Raw genomic sequence first — 23,254 nt, 5'->3', positions numbered from 1 at the left:
CCTTTTTAGGGCTTAAAGTAGATTATCGTCGATATGAATAGCCCAAAACAGACAAATTCCGAGTTTTATTCCCTGGATATTGGGGGAATGACTTGTGCCTCATGCGTGGGGCGCGTAGAAAAGGCTTTAAGCAAGATTCCTGGAGTGCAGGCAGCAACCGTCAACCTAGCGACTGAACAGGCCCGCATACGCATTAAATCCGGTTCGGGACCAAGCCTTGCGGACGTGATTGAAGTAGTTCAAAAAACTGGTTACGAAGCCAAAATCAGTGCGCCGCAAGGAACGCCGGCAAGCAAGCAAGTGCAATCATTCTGGAAAGCGGATGGTCTAGGCCGAGTATTACTCAGCTTTACTCTCTCTGCGCCCCTGTTTCTGCCAATGCTGCTCATGCCATTTGGTATTGATTGGTCTTTATCGCCCAACTGGCAATTAGCCCTAGCCACACCAGTACAATTGATTCTAGGCTGGCGCTTCTATCTTGCAGGCTTTAAATCACTCAGGGCCGGCGTGGGCAATATGGATTTATTGGTGGCATTAGGCACCAGCGCTGCTTATGGCCTGAGTGTGTATCAAATCCTGGCCTTTCCCCATCAACATCATGAGCTTTATTTTGAAGGCTCAGCCGTCATCATTTGCATGGTCTTACTTGGCAAATGGCTGGAAGCGCGCGCCAAAAAACAAACGAGCGAAGCAATCCGTGCATTACAAAAACTATGGCCAGAGCACGCCAAGGTACTCAATACCAACTTCAATCTCGATCATCAAGCAGCTACAAGCGACCACTATCAGGACCTCCCGCTTGACCAGGTGCTGCCAGGAGATCGTGTCTTGGTATTACCCGGTGAGCGCATCCCTGTTGATGGCGTCATCCTTTCTGGAAGCAGTCATGTTGACGAATCACTTATCACCGGTGAAAGTGAGCCCATCAAAAAAGAGTTTGGTGCAAAGCTAATTGGTGGCGCATTAAATGGCGAAGGCGTTTTAGTCGTAGAGGCTCAGGCAGTTGGCATAGAAAGCGTTCTATCAAAAATTATTTCCTTGGTAGAAGATGCTCAAGTACAAAAAGCGCCTATTCAAAAATTAGTAGATCATGTGAGCGCCATTTTTGTACCCGCAGTGATTGTGATTGCGCTTATTACGGGCCTGAGTAATTGGTTTTATTACCACTCGGTAGCAATCGCTGTTCTTCGATCGGTTGCTGTCTTGGTCATTGCTTGCCCATGCGCTCTGGGCTTAGCCACACCTGCAGCCATTATGGCGGGTACTGGGGTAGCTGCTCGATTTGGCATTCTGATTAAAGACCCTCAGGTTTTAGAGTTAGCGCATCGCCTCAGTATCGTGGCTTTTGATAAAACTGGCACATTGACAATTGGTAAGCCTAGACTCTTAGATCTGATTACATTCGAGACAAGCATAGATGCTGATTTTGCATTGATGACAGCTGCAGGACTCCAGCTCGGTAGTGAACACCCTCTAGCTAAAGCATTAATCGAGGCAGCCACAGAAAAGGGACTTACTCCTATTAAAGCCTCACAAAGCAAAGCATTACCCGGCGTTGGCATTGAAGGATGCCCAGGTTTAGGACCATGGAATGGAATGTTGTTGAGCTTACAAGGCGTTGTGTCACTGAAGCAAAATCCTGCTCTTCCAATGGTGATGAAAAAAGTACAACCCTGTTTTGAGGCGGGTCAGACCGTTTCTATTTTGATCAATGTAGTTTCATCCACCCCAATAGCCGCCTTTGCTTTTGGTGACGAACTAAAGGTCAATGCAGGAATAGCTATTCAAGCTTTAAAAGAGTTGGGTATTCGTGCCGTGATGCTTTCAGGAGATAACAAGTCCGCCGCAGAACGTGTAGCCCACTCCATTGGGATCGACGAAGTATTTGCCCAAAGCCTACCCAGTGATAAAGCACTCATTATTGAGAAACTCAAAAGCTCAGAGTCAACCGGGAAAAAACAATGGGTAGCCATGGTGGGTGATGGCATCAATGATGCACCTGCACTCGCTGTTGCCGATGTTGGCATGGCCATGTCAACCGGTACAGATGTAGCAATGCAAGCTGCTGGAATTACCTTAATGCGAGACGACCCCGGTCTAGTAGCAGACGCGATCGATATCTCCAAAAAAACATGGGACAAGATTCGGCAAAACTTATTTTGGGCCTTTATCTTTAACGCTACTGGCATTCCGCTTGCAGCTTTTGGCTACCTATCACCCATGTTAGCTGGCAGCGCCATGGCACTATCGAGCTTCTGCGTACTGTCTAATGCCTTGTTATTAACCCGTTGGCAGGCACGACATTAAGCAAAACATCTACTTTGGTGACTTCTTAATCAATTCGATATCACCATAAAAGGCGCTTGTTTTTGTTTTAGTGTTATCCGTATCAGTAAGGATGGCTACGCCAATAATCTTCCCGGGCACTTCACCAAAAGCCATTTGATAGTCAGCAACCAGATCGCGATCGTGCGCACGCCACTCATTTAAATCGTCCCAACCAGAATCAACCACAATCATTTTGACGCGCGAGGTGTGCGCATTATCTAAAACTGTATTGACTGGTGTCTTGCCTGACCAGATGTACATGAGCGTGGCATAGGGCATCTCTTCCCCACTAATGAGATTGGCCATCTCAAAATTTAACTTTTCCTTCATAGACAATTTTGATTTATCACCTTCAAATGCCACCAAAATTCGCAACGGAGAGTCGTCTTGTGCTTGCTCAGCATTATCTGCCTGGGGAATAGCGCTAAACGCCATCCACTTCCAGCTCAGCCATAGATTTTTTGCTGGACGTGGTTGCAGATTGACTGCTAAACCAGAGGCCGAAGTGTTTGCCTTGGCGCTTAAGACTGTTTTCCCCTGAATATTTTCCAAGCGATACACCGTATTGTTCTTATATGGTGCAATTCGATAAAACTGCCAACCCCGCGGAATACCATCGCGTGCTGTTTCAGCTGAAAACTTAGGAATCGCCTCTTGCGCCGGTATTTGATCCAATTGCAGGGTCTTGCCTGATTCATCCTGAATGGAGTTTCTTGAAAAACCCGCGCAGCCAGCCAATAAGCAGAGCGTCAAGATGAGCAGGAAGCCAGATTTACTAGACATATGCACAATTGTCTCAAAGTAAGCAACAAGTGAGTCTAAAATCATTTCAGCCTAGCTTGAGCCTATTACCTAAAGACAAAGATGCGACACCACTCACCTTCTACTTGGGCAGCGATTTGCGTCTTCATTGCCGCAGTGGTGCACTTCGCATTAGGCTTCTCCATTGAGTTTTCGGTAGACGAAGCGCATTACGTTCTATATGCCTATCATTTGGCGTGGAGCTATTTTGACCACCCTCCATTAGTAGGCTGGATTCAGTGGCCACTCATTCACCTCACTTCATCTGAAGGTCTGATCCGTATCATTCCGGAGTTGCTCTGGGTTCTATCAAGCTACCTGGTTTACCAAGTCACTTTGGAAATCCACCACTTATTACAACAGCGCAATAGCGACTATTTGACCCAAGCACTCCCATTGCCTCAAACCTGTGGATTGATGGCAGTACTCACCATCATTGCATCGCCTTTGCCACATGTCCTAGCAATTGGCTTATTACCCGATACCATCCTCACCCCCATTAGTCTGGGACTGATGATGATGGCCTTGCGCTGGCTGCGCAAAGATCGCTTGAATCAAGCGGAATGGGCGTTGCTTGGCATCTTGCTTGGACTAGCAGGTCTGAGCAAATACACCGCCGCTTTTACAGCCCTAGCCCTACTATTTGTTTTTTTAAGCACTCCAAAGAAGCCATGGATTAATAGCAGCGGATTTTGGCTAGCAGCAAGCATTGCATTACTACTCATCTGCCCGGTGCTCTATTGGAATGCGACACATGACTGGATCTCATTTAGATATCAATTAGCCCATGGCGGTGGCAGTGCTTGGGCCTGGCGTAGGGTCGCAGCTTTTATTGGCATCCAAATTGCCTGCTTTGGCCCCGCCCTCACTTTGGGAGCCATGCTCTTTATCAAGCAATATTGCCACAGTAAAAAACTGGTTTTGGGTGCCCTATTTGGCTTCTTTTTGATTCCCTTCATGATCTTTGCGGCCCTTTCTGGCGGTGGCAGCCTGCCTCACTGGACAACACCAGCCTGGTTTTGTTTGGCACCATTTGCAGGCATTGGTCTTGCAAATGCATGGCCAATGCGCCACCGGATCCTCTCGAGAGCCATTCGCGCTCTGCTAGTAATACAGGTACTGCTTTGCCTGCTTGGCTTTGCTTTTGTTCTTGCTGGCGGCATCCCTTCGATCGCCGTTAAATCCAATCCTATTGCTGATCTGTATGGCTGGAAGATCGCAGGAGAAAAGGCGGCACAAATAGCCCAAACCAATCACGTTGAGAGTATTGCCGTCCAAAATTGGACTTTGGCTAGTCGTGCAGCATGGTATGCGAGACCGCTGCCTGTATTTGTTCTAGACCAACGCCAAGATCAATTTGATATTTGGTTTGGACAATTAAGCCCAGGGGCTAGCACCCTCCTCATTAACTGGTCTGGCATGTCATTTAATGCCCCCATTGGTACTAAATCAGGCTTTGAGCAATGCAAAATCATAGATACCCTTGAAATTGTCCGATTTGGGCAATTTTTATCTCGGTTTGACTTCAGTCTGTGCTCCAACTGGCAAGGTCAGTAATTCACCAAATTCAAGACCTTAGGAGCGCTAGGCATTATCCTTACGCCTATGAGTTCACAACCCCAAGCCACCCCCACAGCATCAGCAGGGTGGAAGTCCATTCTGAAGCGCGCATGGCCAAGCATTCGGGTGTTGCTTTCCATTGCGCTGTTATGGAAAGCGACTAGCGGAATCGATTGGCAATCCCTCTTGAGCTCTGAAATTCAGATGCAGCCGATCTGGTTTTTGGCAGCCCTTGGATGCATGGCATTGGCATTTATGTTTGGTGGCTACCGCTGGGCCCTTTTTATGCAATCCGTAGGCTTCCCCAAACGCCCGCTGAGCTATATTGGCCTGTATTTTGCTGGCGGCCTGATCAATCAGGGTCTACCTAGTACGCTCGGTGGTGATAGTTATCGCGCCATTGCAGCAACCCACCTCAGCCATGCCGGTGGCTATACCCATATCAAAGAATTAGATTCAGAACTACATCACCCTATTAATCTAGAGCATTCGGCACCAAAATTACGTCTGAGTTTTGCCATGGTTCTAGTCGATCGTCTGGTTGGCTTGGCAGGTAACAATCTCTTAGGCGGCATTGGACTGGTATTCGGCGGCGCTACTTTAGCGGCCTGGGGGCCGAGCTTAGGCTATCTAGTCATTGCCATCATGGTCTTTGCGGCAATCGTCACCGCCCTTGCCTTGGCGTGGGGTAGCACCCAACTCCTTCTTAAAAAATTATTAGAGCGCTTGCAAATGCCTAATGCGATTCTGGGTATTCGCTTTGCTTTTTCATGGCCCAATAATATTGCTCAAGGCATATGCGGTATCGGCATTCACTTCCTCACTATTTTGACTCTCCTTTGCTGCTTAAAAGCCTATGGAGTCAATGCCCCTATTCAAAGCCTCATGATTGGCCTGCCAGCGTTAAGCCTCCTCCTCATGCTGCCCATTAGCATTTCAGGCTGGGGACTTCGTGAAGCAACCCTTTCTTCTGTTCTGGCGCTTTGGGGCGTCAACCCCTCGCTTACCGTATTAGCATCTATTAGTTATGGCGCGATTAGTGTCATCTCTGTTTTGCCAGGGGCCTACTTTTTATTTAAACGAAAATAACTCTTTTAGAGACAAACTATGAGTATTAGCGTCAACACTATGCGTGCCATCGATCACTGGGTCGGTGTGCCACTATGCGCTCTAGTAAGCCCACTGGTAGCTTTAGTCGATCGCATCAAGAGCTTGGTGAGCCCTGATCTTGCTCAACCCAAAAAACTGCTCTTCATAGAACTCTCTGAAATGGGTAGTGCTATTTTGGTTGATCCAGCCATGCGGAATGCACAGGCCAGAGGCGCTGAAATATTTTTCCTGATATTTAAAAGCAATCGTGCGAGCTTAACTTTACTCAACACTGTTAAGCCTGAGAATATATTCACGATTGATTCATCTAGCCTAGGCGGCTTAATTAAAGACACCTTACGCTTTTTAATCTTAGCGCGTCGTCACAAAATTGATACTGCAATTGACTTAGAGCTTTTTTCGCGTTTTACCGCCCTCTTAACGGGCTTGTGTGGTGCGCGTCGTCGTGTGGGATATCACATTTTTCATGGGGAAGGTCTCTGGCGTGGTTTTATGTTGACGCGCAAGGTTCACTACAACCCACATATTCACATCACAAAGAATTTCTTATCCTTAATTCATGCTGCTTTTGCTAAAGAGATCGAGGTACCGTTTAGCAAAATTCACATTCCTGATTCAGAAGTGCGTTTGGAGCAAGCAGTCATTGACCCAATCTCATTAAGAAAAGTGCAAGAGCGAATTGAGAAAAAAGCTAAGGAAGCGAATATTCCATACGCCTTTGGAAAAGACCGCATCATTCTAATTAACCCTAATGCCAGCGATCTCCTTCCACAACGTCGCTGGGCACAACAACGTTTTTCCGAATTAATCCAAGCAATTCATCAGCGCTATCCAAATGATCTGATTTTAATTACCGGCTCTCCAGCAGAGTTTGTATACGTTGAAAAAGTTCGCTCTGTAGCCAATGTGAAGCAAGCAATCAATTTTGCTGGGCAAGTCAGTTTTGCTGAGCTACCTCCCCTTTACACCTTATCAGATGTAATGGTAACTAACGATTCTGGGCCTGGACATTTCTCCGCTGTAACACCTCTTAGAACAGTGGTGTTATTTGGTCCTGAAACACCAGCGCTGTACGGCTCGGTTGGTAATTCAATCGCCATTACTGCCAATCTGGCTTGCTCCCCTTGCGTTAGTGCAGCCAACCACCGCAAGACACCTTGTCATGACAATGTTTGCATGCAAGCCATTACCGTTGAGCAAGTCTTAGAGAAAGTAGCAATCCAGTTACAGGGCGTTGACCAGGCTAAAGCACGTTAATCGCCATGCATGAAAAACCATTCCCTCTATTTGCTTGGTTTTTCCCATACCTACTACTTGCATTGGCTTTTTTGATTTATCAAGCAGATTGGCAAGTAAGTAGCTTTCTATTCATTAATCACTTTACTCAGCTATTGCCTGATCGATTGTGGGCGGGACTCACTTTTCTTGGCAACGGTTGGGGCGCCCTTGCAGTGACCCTGCCACTACTCTTGCTGGCGCCACGTTTATTAAGCGCAGGAATTTTTGGCGGCCTGATCTCAGGGGTAGCCGCTCAAATACTGAAGCCTTTTTTTGATCTTCCCAGACCAGCGGGAGTATTGAATGATGGCTCTTTTTACAGGATAGGTGAACCCCTCTTTAACAATTCACTTCCATCAGGTCACACAATGACTGCATTTGCGATTGCGGGTGCCATCTATTTTGTATGCAATGCACAACATCGTAAATACCTCTCCACTCTTTTTGTGCTTGCTCTATTAATAGGTTTATCGCGCATTGCTGTTGGTGCTCATTGGTTGACCGATGTTCTAGCCGGCATGGGCATTGGTCTTTGGTGTGGCATGCTGGGTGCAAAAGTAGCATGCGCTATACCTGAGTCTTGGTTAATACCCAAGAGTATCTGGGCTCGACTCATCGCAAGCAGTGGCCTCATCGCCGCTTACATACTCCTCACACAAACTATTGATATCAAGTTGAATGCCCCACTACAGTATGTATGTGTTGCCTTCATTGCGATTACCCTCTTCTTTTTTATAAAAGCGCAAAACGCAAAGTCAGTCGACCATGTTTAGTTATCGCCATGCCTTCCATGCCGGTAGTCATGCCGATATCTTGAAGCATCTCACCCTCGTTCACCTGGTTCAATATCTTCAAGAAAAGCCGGGCGCCCTAACCATTGTAGATACCCATGCAGGCGCTGGCATCTACAACCTAGAAGATGGGTTTGCTGCTGTCAGCAAAGAGGCGGATAACGGGATTATGCGTCTACAGCGCTTTGCAAATGAATGTGGCAGCGAGGGGAATAAGCTTGCACAAAGCATTAACGACTATCTGGCCTGCATTGATGCAGAAAATACCACCGAGCACACCCGCATCTATCCCGGATCCCCTTTTATTCTGGCACGCTTACTTAGACCTCAGGACCGCTTAAAACTCTTCGAGCTACACCCAAAAGAAATTGATATCTTGCGCCACAATATTGGTGAGTTAAAGCAATCAAAGCAAATTGATATTTATGCGGAAAACGGTTTTGCGCGACTGAAGGGTCTGATGCCACCACCCAGCAGACGCGGGCTTGTTTTAATTGATCCCTCTTATGAGGATAAACAAGATTATCGAAATTTAGAAGTCATGATGGAAGAAGCGCTGCAGCGATTTGCAACGGGATGTTATGCAATCTGGTATCCCATGCTATCTCGTAGAGAGGCAGCGGATTTACCGGGTAGGATGAAAAAAATTGCAGCAGCGCACAACCGATCATGGCTACAAGCAGAACTGAGAGTGGAGAACGCTCCTGGAGAGCGCCGACTTCAGGCGAGCGGCATGTTCATTTTTAATCCACCTTGGACGCTAGAGAAAGACTTGGCAGAAGCGTTACCGATCCTAACAAAGGCTCTAGCTCAAGATACTGGCGCAAATTTTTTACTGAAAAGCTTCGAGGCTAAATAAACTGGGGGGCTGCTACCAGCTTGCTGTCAGAGCAAACCCGGATGATTGATAACTTAATTGAGCCCGAGCACCCACGGGCAAAGTAATTTTGTCTGCCTGATGACCAAATGGTAGCCCGGTAATCATTGGAATAGCCTTGGGCAGACGCTGCCGAATCATTTCAATGGCGGCATTCAAGTTGTAACCACGATCATTCTCATACAAGCGGTATGCTGAAAATCCACCCAACATAATCGCCGCCTGACTAGAGAGAATTCCAGAGTCAAGCAATTGCATCAGCATCCGCTCAATTCGATATGGATGCTCATTGACATCCTCCAGAAATAAAATGCCGCCACTTATTTGCTTGTCACTCGGAAAATAAGGTGTACCAACTAGACCGGCAAGTACCGTTAAATTACCACCCCACAATATGCCCGAGGTAAGTCCTTGTAGGCTTTCTCCAAGAAAATTCTGTGGGTGCTGGGTAGCAATATCTAGCTTGCGATCTTCTATAGCATTTTGAAAATGCTGCCACATAAAAGGACTTGGCTCTATTAAGCCCCCCTGCTCATCAAGGCATCCAAAATCAAAGTTCAGCATCGGGCCCGCCAAACTGATCGCCCCTGTTTTAGCTAACAAAGCTAAATGAAATACCGTGAAATCGCTATGTCCGCACACTTGCGCGCCATTTTGGATGGCTTTGGTAATAGCATCCCATTTGATACCTGGCAATAAGCGCTGTAACCCATATCCTCCGCGGGTTGCCATTGCTAATGAGTCGGGGCTTAGCTGACTCAATTGGTTCAGTTCCGATAAACGCTCGATATCAGTGCCTGCAAAGCGCTGATGAATGCGTTGCGCACAAGCCTCATTTGAAATACTAAATCCTTGTCGTTTTAGCCAGTCAATCCCATTAGCAGGACTACGGCTATCCAAGCAAGCTCCAGACGGGGCAATCAAATGAATAGACTTCAACGTCGCCCCCTAAAAAAATCACGCAATATCTGGCCACATTCTTCAGCCAATATTCCACCTTCGACTTGCGTCTGATGATTAATCTGCTTACTTGCAAAAATATCTAAAACGCTCCCTGCAGCGCCAGTTTTAGGATCAGAGGCACCAAAAACAACCCGATCAATTCTCGCATGGAGCATCGCACCCGAACACATCACGCAAGGCTCCAGGGTAACGTAAAGGGTTGCTCCCGGCAAACGATAATTGGCAACGCCTTGAGCGGCAGTTCGTAAGGCCAGCATTTCTGCATGTGCGCTAGGATCATGATTTCCTATTGGCTGATTAAAGCCTCTTCCAATCACTTGTCCATCGCGCACCAGAATCGCCCCCACTGGCACTTCTCCAGCAAGTGCAGCCAATCTAGCCTGCTCTAGGGCCTCTTGCATAAATTGACGGTCAAGCTGCGCTTGCATGATTTAAGGGTGACTTACATCAGCCCAGCAATTGGGAGTTTCAAATAAACGGATATTCGTTAAGCGCAAAGATCCAGAGAAAGCTTTTTCAAATATAGGCTGCAAAATAGCAAATGCTGCTGCTGCAAGATTCTCAACAGTAGGTACATGCTCCATGATGACTGTCTTGTGATTGGGCATAGTGGCTAAAAAATTAACCAAACCCTGATCTTCTTGCGCCACTAAAAAGGCGTGATCCCATAAATCAACCAAGTATTGATTAGTAAGGCGCTTAATATCGCCAAAATCGAGAACCATCCCATCATCGGCTTTGCCCGGATGATTTGCCACATCACCCGTTAAGGTAACTTCAATTGCATAGCGATGGCCATGCAAATGACGGCATTGGCCATCATGATTTGGTATGCGATGGCCAGAATCAAATTCGAGGCGACGTGTAATTGAAATAGGGGAAGACTTCATAGTTTTATCAACAATCAAAATGGATTCAGGTTTGTTTAGCGAATACCAATAACCTTGTGGGTTTGCACACTCAAACGCCACAAAGGACGTTTCTGACATAACCGCACCGCCAACTGTATATTGTCTTTTAGATTGGGTCCATCCATAGCTTGCAAGAAACGATTGCGATAATCCATCTTCTCAAAGCGCGCCAGTAAAGTCTCTAGTGCATCGTGTCCTGCCTGAGGGATCACCAGCTTAATTTCATCAGCCTGCAAAACAATCAAATCAGCACCCGCCTTAGGGCTGACACAAACCCAATCAATTCCTTTGGGAACCTTGATTGTTCCGTTGGTTTCTATAGCAATACTAAAACCCTTAGCATGCACTGCCTCAATCAGATCTTGATCGATTTGAAGTAGCGGCTCGCCGCCTGTAAAAACAACATACCGCTGTTGAGGGCCAGCTGAGGTAGATTTCCAGGAGAGCTCAATCGCATCAGCTAAAGCTTGCGCAGTCTGAAACTTGCCGCCACCAAAACCATCGCTTCCCACAAAATCAGTGTCACAAAATTGGCAGATCGCAGTTTGGCGATCCTCTTCGCGGCCGCTCCATAAGTTACAACCAGCAAAACGGCAAAATACAGCAGCGCGACCAGCATGTGCGCCTTCGCCTTGAAGGGTGGGAAAGAGTTCTTTTACGGTATACATAGCAGCTTTTAATAGATTCGCTATTTTAAGCGCTTAATGCCAAGTTGCTTACTTCCACGACACCAAGCGCGATTCAAAGTAATCCTCCCATAAGGCGTTGTTCCAGGCCATTCCACCCAAAAGATATCTTCCATATGACCTCCGGATAACCCATCGCCCAACTTCGGGAGAAAACCAAACATCCTCTTGGCGCATGTTGGCCAATCTAAATAAATCATTACTTTGGAATGTTGGCGCTTCATTGTGGTATCTCAAAGTAGTAAATTGACCTGCTGGGACCGAGATTGTTTCCCACTCTATCGCCTGCATACTGAAACCCCAGTAATAGGAGTTATCTGGGAAGCCTAATACTTGATAACGGGTGCGAATGAATGAAGATGGTCCTATAGAGAGCTGCTCTGGCCACAAAGGTAACGGCTTGTTGAATACTTGCGGTGGATTCCAATGGGGATCCTGCACAACATATCCCCAAGGCTCTTGGATTTCATCTGGCAATGGACCAGATTTTTCACTGGCTCTTGCTATGCGAACTTGCTCTCCAATCGATACAACTTTTTCAGTTACCGTATCAACAATAGCTTGGTTAAATACATTTCGCACCTCATACACCCACTCTTGACCAACTTGAGGTGCCCTAAGCAGGGGAAGTGGTTGAGGTTGCGGTAATGGGGCGCCAGCTGGGAAAGGTTGCGATGAAATACAACCCACTAGCAAAAGCTGTGTTACCAGAACGAGGCCACGCCAAAATACACTCACTAAACTTACTTGTAGGCTGTCAGCTCCCAACGATAGCTCCCCTCATTAATTACTTCACCTAGCTGGCCTTGTATTTCATAAGAACCAGAGGCTTCGCGTGCAACCCAGCGACCAATTGTTGGAGCAAACCACATTGTTTCTTTGCGCATGCAATCCACTTTATTGTCATCATCACTTTGATAATGAATTTGAGTTTGGTAACGCAAAGCAACAAATACTCCTGCAGGTACCGTAATTTTTTCCCAACCTTCTGCACTCATGTACTCTTGCCAGCCTAGCTTTGAATCAGAGTAATCTCCGATGGTGTAATGCGTAGTAAATTGCTTGCTCCACTTGCTAGATAACTCTTGCGGCCAAAGGGGTAAAGCGGGGTTGAAGTGAAGCAAACGAGGCCATTGCGGATCAGTCGTCACCATCCCCCATGCACTCTGAATTTCACTGGGTAATTGTGCTCCGTCTGCCAAGCTACGCTCAATCACAATGGCAGATCCAACCTTAGCAACACGCTCAGTAAGCACCCCAAGTGTTTTTCCATTAAAGACGTCGCGCTTGACATAGGTCCATTCTTGACCCACTTGGGGTAATCGAACGGATGGCAAAGGACTCGGCTGGGGAACTGGGGTACCGTTTTCATAGGAAAGTGGCATTCCGCAGGCAACCGGTGCCAGAGCGGCTGAAGTGATAAATGCACGTCTAGATAAGTTCATGAAGTTACCCTGTAATCGAAATCTTAAACAATCATTTCACCAAATTACTACATGCGCAAGGCTTTTACAATTTGCTGGCGCGAGACAGAAGGCTTTGGCACCAAGATATCAAACCAAGCACGAATATCTTCATCAAGACCAATGCCATGCATAAAGTTATAAATTGCCTTTTTCAATCCAAGACCAAGCGCCACATGGTCAACCCCGCTGGGGTCTATGAAGCCAATATCATTCTTAGCAAAACTGACTGGGGGAAGTGGAATTAATTTGATGCCGTACTCTTGGGGATTCAGACCCACAGGTGAATGTACTGTGCAACTGAAGCGATGAAAGAAACCGCTTTGAATGCAGCCATTTGCAAATAATTGACGAACATATTCAAGTGAATCAACCGTCTCTTGAACGGTTTGCGTTGGAAATCCGTACATCAAATAAGCATGTACCAAAATGCCTGCATCCGAAAAACTTTTGGTCACTTGTGCAACTTGATTAACTGAAACCCCTTTTTTCATCAATTTTAATAATCGATCAGAGGCCACTTCCAGCCCACCGGACATGGCTATACACCCACTTTTGGCCAAGAGTTGCGCAAGCTCAGGGGTAAAGGTTTTTTCAAACCGAATATTTCCCCACCAAGAAATCAGGACCTTACGGCGCAACAACTCCTCTGCCAAGGCTTTGAGTATTTTGGGTGGTGCTGCCTCATCCACAAAATGAAAACCGGTTTGCCCAGTCTCAGCAATAATGGCCTCGATACGATCAACCAACAAAGAGGCTGATGCCGTTTCATAGCGGGAGATGTAATCCAAACTCACATCACAAAAACTGCATTTTTTCCAATAACATCCATGCGCTACAGTGAGCTTATTCCACCGGCCATCACTCCAAAGTCGATGCATGGGGTTAAGCATATCCAATAGGGATAAATAGGAGTCTAAGGGCAAACCATCCCAGGTAGCCGTTCCGACATCCTCGAAAGGAATATCTGGTTCGGGCCAGTTTTTATATTCAACCTGATTTTGCTCATTTCGAATAAATGTTCTTACCAAGCGATCGGCACTTCGTTTGCCGGCAAGATGCTCTAACAACGAGAGTAAAGGCCTCTCCCCAGAATCGAGGGTAATGAAATCAACGAAATTAAATATTCTTGGCTCATCTAACTCGCGTAACTCTGTATTAACATAGCCCCCGCCCAAACCTATTTTGATTGTTGGGTAGCTGGCCTTAATCGTTTGAGCGATGCGAAGTGCTGCGTACATTGCACCAGGAAAAGGTACTGAGAGCAATACCAAAGATGGTTGATGTTTATCGAGCGCCTCGATTGTCAAGCGCCGAAGATATTCATCCATTAATGTTGGCTTAGCTGCCAGAGCTTGGGCTAATGGCTCAAAACTTGGCTGACTGCTGGCTAGAGATTCGGCATAACGTACAAACTCGAAGCGATCGTCCACCGCATCGTGCAACACATCTGACAAATCATTTAAATAGAGGGTGGCAAAGTGGCGCGCTCTATCTTGTGAACCCAAAGCGCCGAAAGCCCAAGCTAAAGAATCTCCCGAGTCATCATCAAAAGCATCAATGACTGTAAATCTAGGTCCTTCTGGCAAAAAGTCTCGGCTATTGATTCGGTGACTTAAGGTGCTATCACGACCTTGCAAAAAGGCGATGACTGGCGCGATAGTACTTTGATAATCTTCAAAATAATCTAGGAAAAAATGAACGCTTGCAGAACGCTCTTGCTCAGGCAGGCTTAAGGCTTGCGCTCTTATTTGAGCAAGGCCAGCGGGTGTAAAAAAATCAAGAACTAAGGCAAGTGCCAAATCCTCTTGAACGGCATTGATTTTTCTTGAACGTAAAAAACCAGTGAGATAGGCAGTCGATGGGTACGGCGTATTTAATTGAGTCATCGGAGGAATGAGACTCAGAACCTTCATATCACCCCCAGAATACTTAACTCTTCAGAGGTAAAGCCAGCCTGCTTACGAGCCTCCACATTAAATGGCCCCCTCAGAGTGGGTGCACAATATTTTCTCGCCAAATCTCGATAGGTGGCGATTGGAGATAGGCCAGCCTTGGAACATAAAAAATTAAACCAGCGATTACCAATTAAGACATGGCCTATCTCATCATGAAGAATAATCTCTAGTATTTCTACTGCCCTGCTTTCTTTAACTTGCTTGAAGCGATCACGAATCCCTGGAACCGCATCTAAGCCTCGGGCCTCCATAGTTCTTGGAACCAAGGCCATTCTGGCAATCACTGCATCTGATGTTCTCTCAACCATTTCCCACAAACTATTGTGCGCTGGAAAATCGCCGTAGCAGTAACCTAAAGACTGCATATGCTCGTTCACTAAGCTGAAATGATATGACTCCTCTTTGGCTACTTTCAACCAATCCTCGTAATACGCTTGAGGCATATCAGAGAATCGCCAAATCGCATCTAAGGCCAGATTCATAGCATTAAATTCAATGTGAGCAAGTGAGTGCAATAGGATAGCCCTTCCTTCAAGGGTATCCATTCTTCTTTTTGGCACCTCCAAGGGCGGAACCAATTCAGGTTTGGAAGGGCGTCCCGGCAGATTCAGACTTCGATCCTCAAGCGTGCGAGAGATTACCAAGCCAACGCGCCCAAGCTGATACTCATCAAATAAATGATGCAGCTGCTTTACCTTTGATTGCGCGTCAGTGCTTGCCAGTATTGCGAGGGCGGTTTCTCGTAACTCAAGCATGGTTCATCACAAGCTTAAGTTGCTTATTCCCACTCTATTGTGGCCGGCGGTTTTCCGCTAATGTCGTATACCACTCGGTTAATGCCGCGCACCTCATTGATGATGCGATTGGATACTTTACCCAGTAATTCATGTGGTAGATGAGCCCAATGCGCAGTCATAAAGTCTTGAGTTTGCACAGCACGCAGAGCCACTACATACTCATAAGTGCGTCCATCGCCCATCACACCAACTGATTTAACTGGCAAAAAGACAGCAAAAGCTTGGCTCGTTAAGTCATACCAAGACTTGCCACTAATTTCATCAAAGTTACTACGCAGCTCATCAATAAAGATAGCATCAGCTCGTTGCAACAAACTAGCAAACTCAGCCTTCACTTCACCCAGAATACGAACACCAAGGCCTGGACCTGGGAATGGATGACGATAAACCATTTCTCGTGGCAGCCCTAAGGCAACACCTAACTCACGCACCTCATCTTTAAAGAGTTCGCGCAATGGTTCAAGTAACTTCAGATGCATATCTTCGGGGAGGCCGCCGACATTATGATGACTCTTAATGGTGTGCGCACCCTTCTTCCCTTTGCCGGCCGATTCAATAACATCAGGGTAAATGGTGCCTTGAGCCAACCATTTAGCGTTCTGAATTTTTCCAGATTCTGCTTGGAAAATCTCCACAAATTCTTTGCCAATGATTTTGCGCTTGGCCTCTGGATCCGCCACACCAGCTAATTGGGACATAAAAGTATTGGCAGCATCTACCCGGATCACTTTGACACCCAAATTGCGTGCAAACATTTCCATCACCATATCGCCTTCATTCAGGCGAAGCAAACCATGATCGACAAACACACAGGTCAGCTGGTCACCGATTGCCCGATGGATCAGTGCTGCTGCAACACTAGAATCAACGCCACCAGAAAGCCCAAGAATGACTTCGTCATCACCAACTTGCTGACGAATATGTTCGACCGCTTCAGCAATGTAATCGCCCATCACCCAATCGGCCTTGCATTCACAAATCTGATGAACAAAACGCTCAAGGATGGCTGTGCCTTGTATGGTGTGCGTTACTTCTGGATGAAATTGAAAAGCATAAAAGCGGCGGTCTTCGTCAGCCATACCAGCGATGGGACATGACTCCGTAGAGGCCATTAATTTAAATGCGGGCGGCAGTGTGGTGACTGAATCACCATGACTCATCCATACTTTCAGAATACCGTGACCTTCACTAGTCGCGAAATCTTCAATTCCTTTGAGCAACTCGGTGTGTCCATGCGCACGCACTTCAGAGTAACCAAACTCACGGGCTTTACCGAGTGACTCCGCCGAAGCAACTGCGCCACCCAACTGAGTTGCCATGGTTTGCATGCCATAGCAAATCCCCAAAACGGGAACACCTAATTCAAACACTATTTGGGGTGCACGTGGGCTGCCATCCTCAGTCACTGAGCTTGGGCCTCCTGACAAAATGATTCCCTTACAACCTTGCTCCCCTACAAAGCGACGAATGAACTCAGGGTCACAATCGTATGGGTGAATCTCTGAATACACTTTTGCATCGCGTACGCGTCTCGCAATTAACTGGGTTACTTGTGATCCAAAGTCGAGAATAAGTATTTTGTCGTGCACGAAAGAAACAGCCTTAATTTAAGTCTTAATCAATATGGTAATTTGGCGCTTCTTTAGTGATCTTCACATCATGGACATGCGACTCGCGCACACCAGCAGAAGTGATTTCCACAAAATTGGCTTTTTTATGCAATTCGTCAATTGTTCTGCATCCTAAATAACCCATTGATGAGCGAATGCCGCCAGTCAATTGATGCAAGATTGCAAGCACGCTGCCTTTATAAGGCACTTGACCTTCAATACCTTCAGGAACCAGTTTTTCAGCATTAGCAACAATATCGCTTTGGAAGTAGCGATCTGCAGAACCATCGGCCATCGCGCCCAATGAACCCATACCACGATAGCTCTTGTATGAACGCCCTTGATACAAAAATACCTCACCAGGCGCTTCTTCTGTACCAGCAAACATGCCACCCATCATGACAGAGCTTGCGCCTGCTGCCAATGCTTTAGCCACGTCACCAGAGTAACGAACGCCGCCATCAGCGATCAAAGGAATCCCTGTACCCTTTAGGGCTGCCGCCACATTCACAATGGCGCTAATTTGAGGAACTCCAACACCAGCTACGATACGAGTAGTGCAAATAGATCCCGGGCCAATACCTACTTTGACCCCATCAGCGCCATGATCAGCTAATGCTTTTGCAGCATCGCCAGTGGCAATATTTCCACCAATTACCTGAACTTGTGGGTAATTCTTTTTCACCCACTTCACGCGATCCAATACGCCTTGGCTGTGACCATGCGCAGTATCAACCACGATGACATCCACACCTGCACGAACCAGGAGCTCAATACGCTCATCATTGTCGGGGCCTACGCCAACTGCCGCTCCAACGCGTAACTTTCCTTCGCTATCTTTACAGGCATTTGGGTGCTCAGTCGCCTTCAAAATATCTTTAACTGTAATCAAGCCACGCAGCTCGAACTTGTCGTTGACAACCAATACGCGCTCTAAGCGATGCTGACTCATGAGGCGCTTGGCTTCATCAAGAGAGCAACCTTCTTTTACAGTAATCAAGCGCTCACGGGGTGTCATTTTAGTTTTGACGGGAGTATCAAGATCTTCTTCAAAGCGCAAATCTCGGTTGGTAATGATTCCGACAACTTCTTTACCAATCAACACTGGAAATCCCGAGAATCCATGTTCGCGCGACAATTGAATAACCTGACGCAGTGTGACATCTGGCCCTATGGTGATCGGATCACGCAGAACACCAGATTCATAACGCTTTACTTTAGCTACTTCACGAGCTTGCTCTGTTGGCGTTAAATTTTTATGAATAATCCCAATACCGCCCTCGCTGGCCATAGCAATCGCTAAGCGACCCTCGGTCACAGTATCCATAGCAGCTGAAACCAATGGTGTATTGAGTGAAATGTCTCGAGTTAACTTACTTGCCAAACTGGCATCTCGAGGAAGTACCGATGAATAAGCCGGTACGAGGAGCACATCGTCAAAAGTGAGTGCTTTTTGAATGAGTCGCATGCAAAACCCCTAGTCGCAAAAACAGATTATAGCCTCCTAGCCTTCCTTCTAGCTGCGGCAGCTTGAAATTTGGCATCCTGATTCTGATTGGCCTTCTTTCGACGAACCGCCTTAGGATCAATCAACAGTGGGGCGTACAGCTCCAAGCGATCCCCGGAATACAGTGGGCTATCCCAATCCTTGCGCTTCCCAAAGACACCAAAACTACCTTTTCGCTCTAAAACAGGGTCCTCTGGGCCACTGGCAATCCCCGCTTTACACAGTGCCAAGCCAACCGTGGCAAGCTCTCCTGGGCGCAACTCAAGCCTGAAAGGCCTCAAGATGGGCTGTCGCCCCCTCGCATCGCACAGCAAAATCTCGAGAGCGCTCTCACTCATAGAGTGTTTCAGCCCGCTTTACAAAACAGTCCACAAACGTACCCGCTATGTGGCTAAAAACTGGGCCGATGATCTTGTCCAGAATGACACTCTTGAACTCCCAGTGCAGCTTGAATTCAACCTTACAGGCATCCTCGCCCAATGGAATGAAATTCCATTGCCCTGAAAATTGCTTAAATGGGCCATCTACAAAAACCATATCAATGGTTTCTGGACGATGATTGACATTGCGGGTATGGAAAAACTGAGAAATACCCTTAAATTGGATATTGATTTTGGCATCTAACACCGTCTCGGTTTGCTCAAAAATCTCTACTCCTCCACACCAAGGCAAGAACTCTGGATAACGCGCAACATCAGTTACTAGGCCGTACATCCGGTCAGCGGATTGGCCAATTAAAACGGTCTTATAGACGTCTGCCATAATCGATCTTGAGAAGCTAAATAAATATGAGTATCGTCGATAACAAAAAAGCCTTCTTCGATTATTTTATCGAGGAACGCTTTGAAGCAGGGCTGGTTCTGGAAGGCTGGGAGGTTAAGGCAATCCGGGCTGGTCGCGTGCACATTAAAGAAGCGTATGTCGTCATTCGCCAGGCGGAGCTATTCCTCATAGGTTGCCACATCACCCCCCTGCTATCTGCTTCCACCCATATTGTTCCGGATAGCACACGCACCCGAAAACTACTTTTGAATGCGATTGAGATCCGAAAGTTGATTGGCAAAGTGGAACAAAAGGGCTACACCCTAGTCCCCTTAAACCTACATTTCTCCAAGGGGAATGTGAAGTGCGAAATTGGCTTGGCTCGAGGCAAAAAGCAACATGACAAACGTGCAGCCACTAAAGAGCGGGAGTGGGAGGTGCAAAAAGGTCGTATTGCCAGAGGTGACTTAAACGCCTAAACTGGGCTAAACACCCACTAGGGAAGCTTAAGTAGGCATTTATGCACTAATTTAGTGCATATAAGCACCAAGCCGCTACCTCGACCTCAATGCAGCCATCCAAAAGGCGTTATTTTGTAACTATGAAATTGCCCTTTGACGAAATGCTCGATGCCAGCGGTAAAGCGCGGCCACATTACCAAATATTCCATAACTGGCTAAAACAGCAGAGCGATACCCTGATGGGTCTGAAGCGTGCTGAAGCTGATCTCATATTCCGCAGAGTTGGAATCACCTTTGCAGTTTATGGCGACGACCTTGGCTCGGAAAGAACCATTCCCTTTGATCAGGTCCCTCGCATCTTTACAGCCAAAGAATGGGAGCAACTTGAGGCCGGATTGCGCCAGCGAGTAAAAGCACTCAATCGTTTTATTTACGACGTCTATCACGACGAAGAAATTATTAAAGCTGGGATTATTCCTGGCGAGCAAATTTATAACAATGCGCAATATCGCCCAGAAATGCGCAACGTGAATGTGCCTCGAGATATTTATGCGCAAATCGCGGGTATTGATATTGTGCGGGCAGGCGAAGGTGAGTTTTATGTATTAGAAGATAATCTGCGCGTACCATCCGGCGTTTCTTATATGGTTGAAGATCGCAAGATGATGATGCGCCTCTTTCCAGATTTGTTTCAAAAATATCGGGTTGCACCGGTTGAGCATTACCCCGATCTACTGCTCGAATGCTTGAAGTCAGTCAAGCCGGATGATGTTAAAAAACCCAATGTAGTTGTGCTCACCCCGGGGATGTACAACTCAGCTTATTTTGAACATAGCTATCTTGCCCAGCAAATGGGAGTTGAGTTGGTCGAAGGTAAAGACTTATTTGTCAAGAATGAGCAAGTCTTTATGCGCACCACCCAAGGCCCAGAGCGCGTTGATGTGATCTACCGCCGCGTGGATGATGACTTCCTAGATCCCCTGGCATTTCGCTCAGACTCTACTTTAGGCGTTGCTGGTTTGTTGTCAGCACATCGCGCAGGCAATGTCACCCTAGCCAATGCAATTGGTACCGGTGTTGCAGATGACAAATCAATCTACCCTTACGTACCAGATATGATTGAGTTCTATTTGGGCGAGAAGCCCATCCTCAATAATGTTCCCACCTTTCAGTGTCGTAAGTCAGATGACTTGGCATACACCCTAGCCAACCTCGATAAGCTAGTCGTTAAATTAACGCATGGTGCCGGCGGATACGGCATGTTGGTTGGCCCAGCATCTACCAAAGCAGAGATTGAGGAATTTAGAGTTCACTTGCTAGCCAATCCAGATAAATACATTGCTCAGCCTACCTTAGCGCTATCGACTTGCCCAACCTTTGTTGAGTCTGGTGTAGCACCTCGTCATATTGATTTACGTCCATTTGTCCTCTCAGGAAAAACCATCAAAATGGTTCCAGGCGGATTAACACGAGTTGCCTTAAAAGAAGGCTCCTTGGTGGTGAATTCCTCACAAGGTGGCGGCACGAAGGACACCTGGGTTCTAGAAGAATAAAAGAAGAGCGAAGAAAAAATATGCTGAGTCGCACCGCTGATTGCCTTTACTGGATGGCCCGTTACACAGAACGCGCTGAGAATACCGCGCGCATGCTTGATGTCAATCACCAGACGTCATTGCTTCCCCAGCCCGAAGAATTTTTAGAGCAAAGCTGGAAAAAATTGCTGACCATCTCCAAACTCGAAGATAGTTTTTTAGCAAAATATGAAGTGATCAATCGTGAGAATGTATTGGATTTTATGATTTATGAAACCAGTAATAGCTCTAGCATTGCTTCGTGCCTATTTGCCGCCCGTGAGAATGCACGCGTTATACGTGGAAAAATTACCTCGGAAGTATGGGAAACTCAAAATACCACTTGGCTCGAATGGCAGAGGATTGTGGAGGCGCGTAACTCAGCCGACCCTAGTAGATTGCTCGAATGGGTAAAACATCGCTGCCACCTCTTTAGAGGGGTAATGCATGGCACCATGCTTAAGAATCAATCTTTCTACTTCATGAATGTGGGAACTCTTTTAGAGCGCGCAGACAATACCGCCCGCATCTTGCAAACTAAATATGAAGGTCAGAGCGCAAAGGTTTTAGGCGCAAATGAGAAGCGCGCGGATGATGGCACTGATGGTGAGTTCTTTGATTTTTATCACTGGGCTGCCTTACTACGCTCCGTCTCCGCTTTTGAAATCTACCGCCAAATCTATTCTGATCAAGTAACACCCAAACAAGTCGCTCAATTATTGATATTCAATAAACAAATGCCGCGCTCCTTGGTTTGCTGCGTAAATGAACTCATTCCATTGGTAGCGGAAATCAAAAATGCTCAATCCAAAGAAATTGAACGTCTGCTAGGAAAGCTCAAGGCCAATTTAGATTATTCCGATATCGATGAAGTATTTGCCCAGGGTCTTGAAGAATATATTGAGGAATTTTTGGCTCGCATCAACCACATTGCTGATGAATTTAGTAATGCTTATCTCATACCTTTAGCGGTAGCCTAAGAACATATGCACCTAAAAATTCGCCATCGCACCGAGTACCGCTATGAAACACCGGTTCACTACTCGATTCAAGAGTTGCGCCTAACGCCTGCCAATGTGGCAGGTCAAAAAATTGATAAGTGGAAAATTAGCACGCCCATCAAGGCCAGCAACTCAATAGACGCTTTTGGTAACACCTATAGCGTATTTGTTCAGGAGTCGCCATACACCTCAATGATGATTGAAGCCGAGGGTGAAGTACAAACAGAAGGGGCATCTGAGTTTATCGATGATGCTAAGGCTGTGTCGCCCTTTTATCTTTTACAGCAAACTAATTTGACTGAGCCCTCTGAAGCCATGCTCGAATATTTTGCCCCACACCTTCCAAAGACAAACTCGGTGGATGCAGTATTAAAGCTTGCTGGAGCAGTACAAGGAGCCATTACATACAATCCAGGACAAACTAATTTCGCAACCACAGCAGCTCAATCATTTGCAATGCGCTCAGGAGTTTGCCAAGATCACGCCCACGTCATGCTTAGCATTTGTCGCGCCTCCAATATTCCAGCACGCTATGTCAGCGGCTATTTCTTTGCAGAAGAATCACCTAATCTTGCCAGCCATGCTTGGATTGATTTCTGTAGTGACATCGCCAAAGGTATCTGGCACAGCGTAGACATCACTCATGCCTGCTTAGTAGACGCACGCCATATTCGCCTAGCAATTGGCCGCGACTACTACTCTGCCGCCCCTGTGAAGGGCGTTCGATCAGGCGGCGGCGGTGAAGAATTAACCGCCAATATCTCTATTCAGAAGTTGGACTAAGTACCCCACAATTAAGAGATAATTCTAGGAAATTAA

Annotated in this window: 23 protein-coding genes; 10 read left to right on the top strand and 13 right to left on the bottom strand. The window is 46.7% G+C overall.

Annotated features, from left to right (window positions below):
- Positions 1-33: 33 nt before the first annotated feature.
- Entirely contained in the window at positions 34-2,307 is a 2,274-nt protein-coding gene (locus BOQ04_RS01325) for a heavy metal translocating P-type ATPase (protein ID WP_076022968.1), read from the top strand.
- Positions 2,308-2,316: 9 nt separating this feature from the next.
- On the opposite strand, the gene BOQ04_RS01320 is transcribed toward BOQ04_RS01325, so the two are convergent.
- Positions 2,317-3,156, bottom strand: a complete 840-nt coding sequence (locus tag BOQ04_RS01320; protein ID WP_233126596.1) for a DUF3047 domain-containing protein — start codon at positions 3,154-3,156, stop codon at positions 2,317-2,319.
- A 36-nt stretch (positions 3,157-3,192) separates the two neighbouring features.
- Between BOQ04_RS01320 and BOQ04_RS01315 the strand changes: the two genes are divergently transcribed.
- Genes BOQ04_RS01315 through BOQ04_RS01295 form a run of 5 tightly spaced genes read left to right on the top strand, consistent with a single transcriptional unit; the run spans position 3,193 to position 8,727 of the window.
- Positions 3,193-4,686: a glycosyltransferase family 39 protein gene (locus tag BOQ04_RS01315; RefSeq protein WP_076022967.1), complete on the top strand. Its 1,494-nt coding sequence runs from the start codon at positions 3,193-3,195 to the stop codon at positions 4,684-4,686.
- A 48-nt stretch (positions 4,687-4,734) separates the two neighbouring features.
- On the top strand, positions 4,735-5,778 hold the full coding sequence (locus tag BOQ04_RS01310; RefSeq protein ID WP_076022966.1) for a lysylphosphatidylglycerol synthase transmembrane domain-containing protein: 1,044 nt from the start codon (positions 4,735-4,737) through the stop codon (positions 5,776-5,778).
- Positions 5,779-5,796: 18 nt separating this feature from the next.
- Complete coding sequence (locus BOQ04_RS01305) at positions 5,797-7,056, top strand: glycosyltransferase family 9 protein (RefSeq protein WP_083657462.1); 1,260 nt, start codon at positions 5,797-5,799, stop codon at positions 7,054-7,056.
- A gap of 5 nt (positions 7,057-7,061) precedes the next feature.
- On the top strand, positions 7,062-7,850 hold the full coding sequence (locus BOQ04_RS01300; protein ID WP_076022965.1) for a phosphatase PAP2 family protein: 789 nt from the start codon (positions 7,062-7,064) through the stop codon (positions 7,848-7,850).
- Entirely contained in the window at positions 7,843-8,727 is an 885-nt protein-coding gene (locus tag BOQ04_RS01295) for a 23S rRNA (adenine(2030)-N(6))-methyltransferase RlmJ (RefSeq protein WP_076022964.1), read from the top strand. The genes BOQ04_RS01300 and BOQ04_RS01295 overlap by 8 nt, the downstream gene beginning before the upstream one ends.
- A 12-nt stretch (positions 8,728-8,739) precedes the next feature.
- On the opposite strand, the gene BOQ04_RS01290 is transcribed toward BOQ04_RS01295, so the two are convergent.
- From BOQ04_RS01290 to BOQ04_RS01235, 12 genes are read right to left on the bottom strand one after another with little or no spacing between them, the layout of a single operon-like run.
- Complete coding sequence (locus tag BOQ04_RS01290) at positions 8,740-9,684, bottom strand: LD-carboxypeptidase (RefSeq protein ID WP_076022963.1); 945 nt, start codon at positions 9,682-9,684, stop codon at positions 8,740-8,742.
- Positions 9,681-10,136: a tRNA adenosine(34) deaminase TadA gene (tadA, locus tag BOQ04_RS01285; protein WP_076022962.1), complete on the bottom strand. Its 456-nt coding sequence runs from the start codon at positions 10,134-10,136 to the stop codon at positions 9,681-9,683. The genes BOQ04_RS01290 and tadA overlap by 4 nt, the downstream gene beginning before the upstream one ends.
- Before the next feature lie 3 nt (positions 10,137-10,139).
- The gene (queD, locus tag BOQ04_RS01280; RefSeq protein ID WP_076023160.1) at positions 10,140-10,598 is read right to left on the bottom strand and encodes a 6-carboxytetrahydropterin synthase QueD; all 459 of its coding nucleotides are present in this window, start codon (positions 10,596-10,598) and stop codon (positions 10,140-10,142) included.
- A gap of 35 nt (positions 10,599-10,633) precedes the next feature.
- Entirely contained in the window at positions 10,634-11,287 is a 654-nt protein-coding gene (gene queE, locus BOQ04_RS01275; RefSeq protein ID WP_076022961.1) for a 7-carboxy-7-deazaguanine synthase, read from the bottom strand.
- Positions 11,288-11,335: 48 nt separating this feature from the next.
- Positions 11,336-12,043: a hypothetical protein gene (locus BOQ04_RS01270; RefSeq protein WP_233126595.1), complete on the bottom strand. Its 708-nt coding sequence runs from the start codon at positions 12,041-12,043 to the stop codon at positions 11,336-11,338.
- Between the two features lie 5 nt (positions 12,044-12,048).
- The gene (locus BOQ04_RS01265) at positions 12,049-12,750 is read right to left on the bottom strand and encodes a hypothetical protein (RefSeq protein ID WP_076022959.1); all 702 of its coding nucleotides are present in this window, start codon (positions 12,748-12,750) and stop codon (positions 12,049-12,051) included.
- A 47-nt stretch (positions 12,751-12,797) separates the two neighbouring features.
- Entirely contained in the window at positions 12,798-14,684 is a 1,887-nt protein-coding gene (locus BOQ04_RS01260) for a B12-binding domain-containing radical SAM protein (protein WP_076022958.1), read from the bottom strand.
- Entirely contained in the window at positions 14,681-15,481 is an 801-nt protein-coding gene (locus BOQ04_RS01255) for a ferritin-like domain-containing protein (protein ID WP_076022957.1), read from the bottom strand. Before BOQ04_RS01255 ends, BOQ04_RS01260 begins: the two co-directional genes overlap by 4 nt.
- A gap of 23 nt (positions 15,482-15,504) precedes the next feature.
- Positions 15,505-17,112, bottom strand: coding sequence for a glutamine-hydrolyzing GMP synthase (gene guaA, locus BOQ04_RS01250; protein ID WP_076022956.1), 1,608 nt, complete (start codon positions 17,110-17,112; stop codon positions 15,505-15,507).
- Between the two features lie 25 nt (positions 17,113-17,137).
- On the bottom strand, positions 17,138-18,601 hold the full coding sequence (gene guaB / locus BOQ04_RS01245) for an IMP dehydrogenase (RefSeq protein ID WP_076022955.1): 1,464 nt from the start codon (positions 18,599-18,601) through the stop codon (positions 17,138-17,140).
- Positions 18,602-18,627: 26 nt separating this feature from the next.
- Positions 18,628-18,978 (bottom strand): RnfH family protein, encoded by a 351-nt coding sequence (locus tag BOQ04_RS01240; protein WP_083657461.1) that lies wholly within the window; start codon positions 18,976-18,978, stop codon positions 18,628-18,630.
- The gene (locus BOQ04_RS01235) at positions 18,971-19,402 is read right to left on the bottom strand and encodes a type II toxin-antitoxin system RatA family toxin (RefSeq protein WP_076022954.1); all 432 of its coding nucleotides are present in this window, start codon (positions 19,400-19,402) and stop codon (positions 18,971-18,973) included. The genes BOQ04_RS01240 and BOQ04_RS01235 overlap by 8 nt, the downstream gene beginning before the upstream one ends.
- 26 nt (positions 19,403-19,428) lie before the next feature.
- Here BOQ04_RS01235 and smpB point away from each other — a divergent pair, with 26 nt between their 5' ends.
- The 4 genes from smpB to BOQ04_RS01215 all read left to right on the top strand — a co-directional run bounded on the left by smpB (position 19,429) and on the right by BOQ04_RS01215 (position 23,218).
- Complete coding sequence (gene smpB / locus BOQ04_RS01230) at positions 19,429-19,881, top strand: SsrA-binding protein SmpB (RefSeq protein WP_076022953.1); 453 nt, start codon at positions 19,429-19,431, stop codon at positions 19,879-19,881.
- 122 nt (positions 19,882-20,003) lie between these two features.
- Complete coding sequence (locus BOQ04_RS01225) at positions 20,004-21,416, top strand: circularly permuted type 2 ATP-grasp protein (protein ID WP_076022952.1); 1,413 nt, start codon at positions 20,004-20,006, stop codon at positions 21,414-21,416.
- 20 nt (positions 21,417-21,436) lie between these two features.
- Positions 21,437-22,414 (top strand): alpha-E domain-containing protein, encoded by a 978-nt coding sequence (locus BOQ04_RS01220; protein WP_076022951.1) that lies wholly within the window; start codon positions 21,437-21,439, stop codon positions 22,412-22,414.
- Between the two features lie 6 nt (positions 22,415-22,420).
- Positions 22,421-23,218 carry a transglutaminase family protein gene (locus tag BOQ04_RS01215; RefSeq protein WP_076022950.1) on the top strand — a complete coding sequence of 266 codons (798 nt, stop codon included), beginning with the start codon at positions 22,421-22,423 and terminating at the stop codon, positions 23,216-23,218.
- The last annotated feature ends 36 nt before the right edge of the window (positions 23,219-23,254 follow it).

Source organism: Polynucleobacter sphagniphilus, assembly GCF_001953355.1.
Taxonomy (GTDB): Bacteria; Pseudomonadota; Gammaproteobacteria; order Burkholderiales; family Burkholderiaceae; genus Polynucleobacter; species Polynucleobacter sphagniphilus.
Note: the sequence above shows the minus strand (reverse complement) of the source record. Positions and strands in the feature narration are given on the sequence as shown.

Coding starts and splice junctions, on each gene's coding strand:
- BOQ04_RS01325 (WP_076022968.1), top strand. CDS start 34: ATGAATAGCCCAAAACAGACAAATTCCGAGTTTTATTCCCTGGATATT.
- BOQ04_RS01320 (WP_233126596.1), bottom strand. CDS start 3,156: ATGATTTTAGACTCACTTGTTGCTTACTTTGAGACAATTGTGCATATG.
- BOQ04_RS01315 (WP_076022967.1), top strand. CDS start 3,193: ATGCGACACCACTCACCTTCTACTTGGGCAGCGATTTGCGTCTTCATT.
- BOQ04_RS01310 (WP_076022966.1), top strand. CDS start 4,735: ATGAGTTCACAACCCCAAGCCACCCCCACAGCATCAGCAGGGTGGAAG.
- BOQ04_RS01305 (WP_083657462.1), top strand. CDS start 5,797: ATGAGTATTAGCGTCAACACTATGCGTGCCATCGATCACTGGGTCGGT.
- BOQ04_RS01300 (WP_076022965.1), top strand. CDS start 7,062: ATGCATGAAAAACCATTCCCTCTATTTGCTTGGTTTTTCCCATACCTA.
- BOQ04_RS01295 (WP_076022964.1), top strand. CDS start 7,843: ATGTTTAGTTATCGCCATGCCTTCCATGCCGGTAGTCATGCCGATATC.
- tadA (WP_076022962.1), bottom strand. CDS start 10,136: ATGCAAGCGCAGCTTGACCGTCAATTTATGCAAGAGGCCCTAGAGCAG.
- queD (WP_076023160.1), bottom strand. CDS start 10,598: ATGAAGTCTTCCCCTATTTCAATTACACGTCGCCTCGAATTTGATTCT.
- queE (WP_076022961.1), bottom strand. CDS start 11,287: ATGTATACCGTAAAAGAACTCTTTCCCACCCTTCAAGGCGAAGGCGCA.
- BOQ04_RS01265 (WP_076022959.1), bottom strand. CDS start 12,750: ATGAACTTATCTAGACGTGCATTTATCACTTCAGCCGCTCTGGCACCG.
- BOQ04_RS01260 (WP_076022958.1), bottom strand. CDS start 14,684: ATGAAGGTTCTGAGTCTCATTCCTCCGATGACTCAATTAAATACGCCG.
- BOQ04_RS01255 (WP_076022957.1), bottom strand. CDS start 15,481: ATGCTTGAGTTACGAGAAACCGCCCTCGCAATACTGGCAAGCACTGAC.
- guaB (WP_076022955.1), bottom strand. CDS start 18,601: ATGCGACTCATTCAAAAAGCACTCACTTTTGACGATGTGCTCCTCGTA.
- BOQ04_RS01240 (WP_083657461.1), bottom strand. CDS start 18,978: ATGAGTGAGAGCGCTCTCGAGATTTTGCTGTGCGATGCGAGGGGGCGA.
- BOQ04_RS01235 (WP_076022954.1), bottom strand. CDS start 19,402: ATGGCAGACGTCTATAAGACCGTTTTAATTGGCCAATCCGCTGACCGG.
- smpB (WP_076022953.1), top strand. CDS start 19,429: ATGAGTATCGTCGATAACAAAAAAGCCTTCTTCGATTATTTTATCGAG.
- BOQ04_RS01225 (WP_076022952.1), top strand. CDS start 20,004: ATGAAATTGCCCTTTGACGAAATGCTCGATGCCAGCGGTAAAGCGCGG.
- BOQ04_RS01220 (WP_076022951.1), top strand. CDS start 21,437: ATGCTGAGTCGCACCGCTGATTGCCTTTACTGGATGGCCCGTTACACA.
- BOQ04_RS01215 (WP_076022950.1), top strand. CDS start 22,421: ATGCACCTAAAAATTCGCCATCGCACCGAGTACCGCTATGAAACACCG.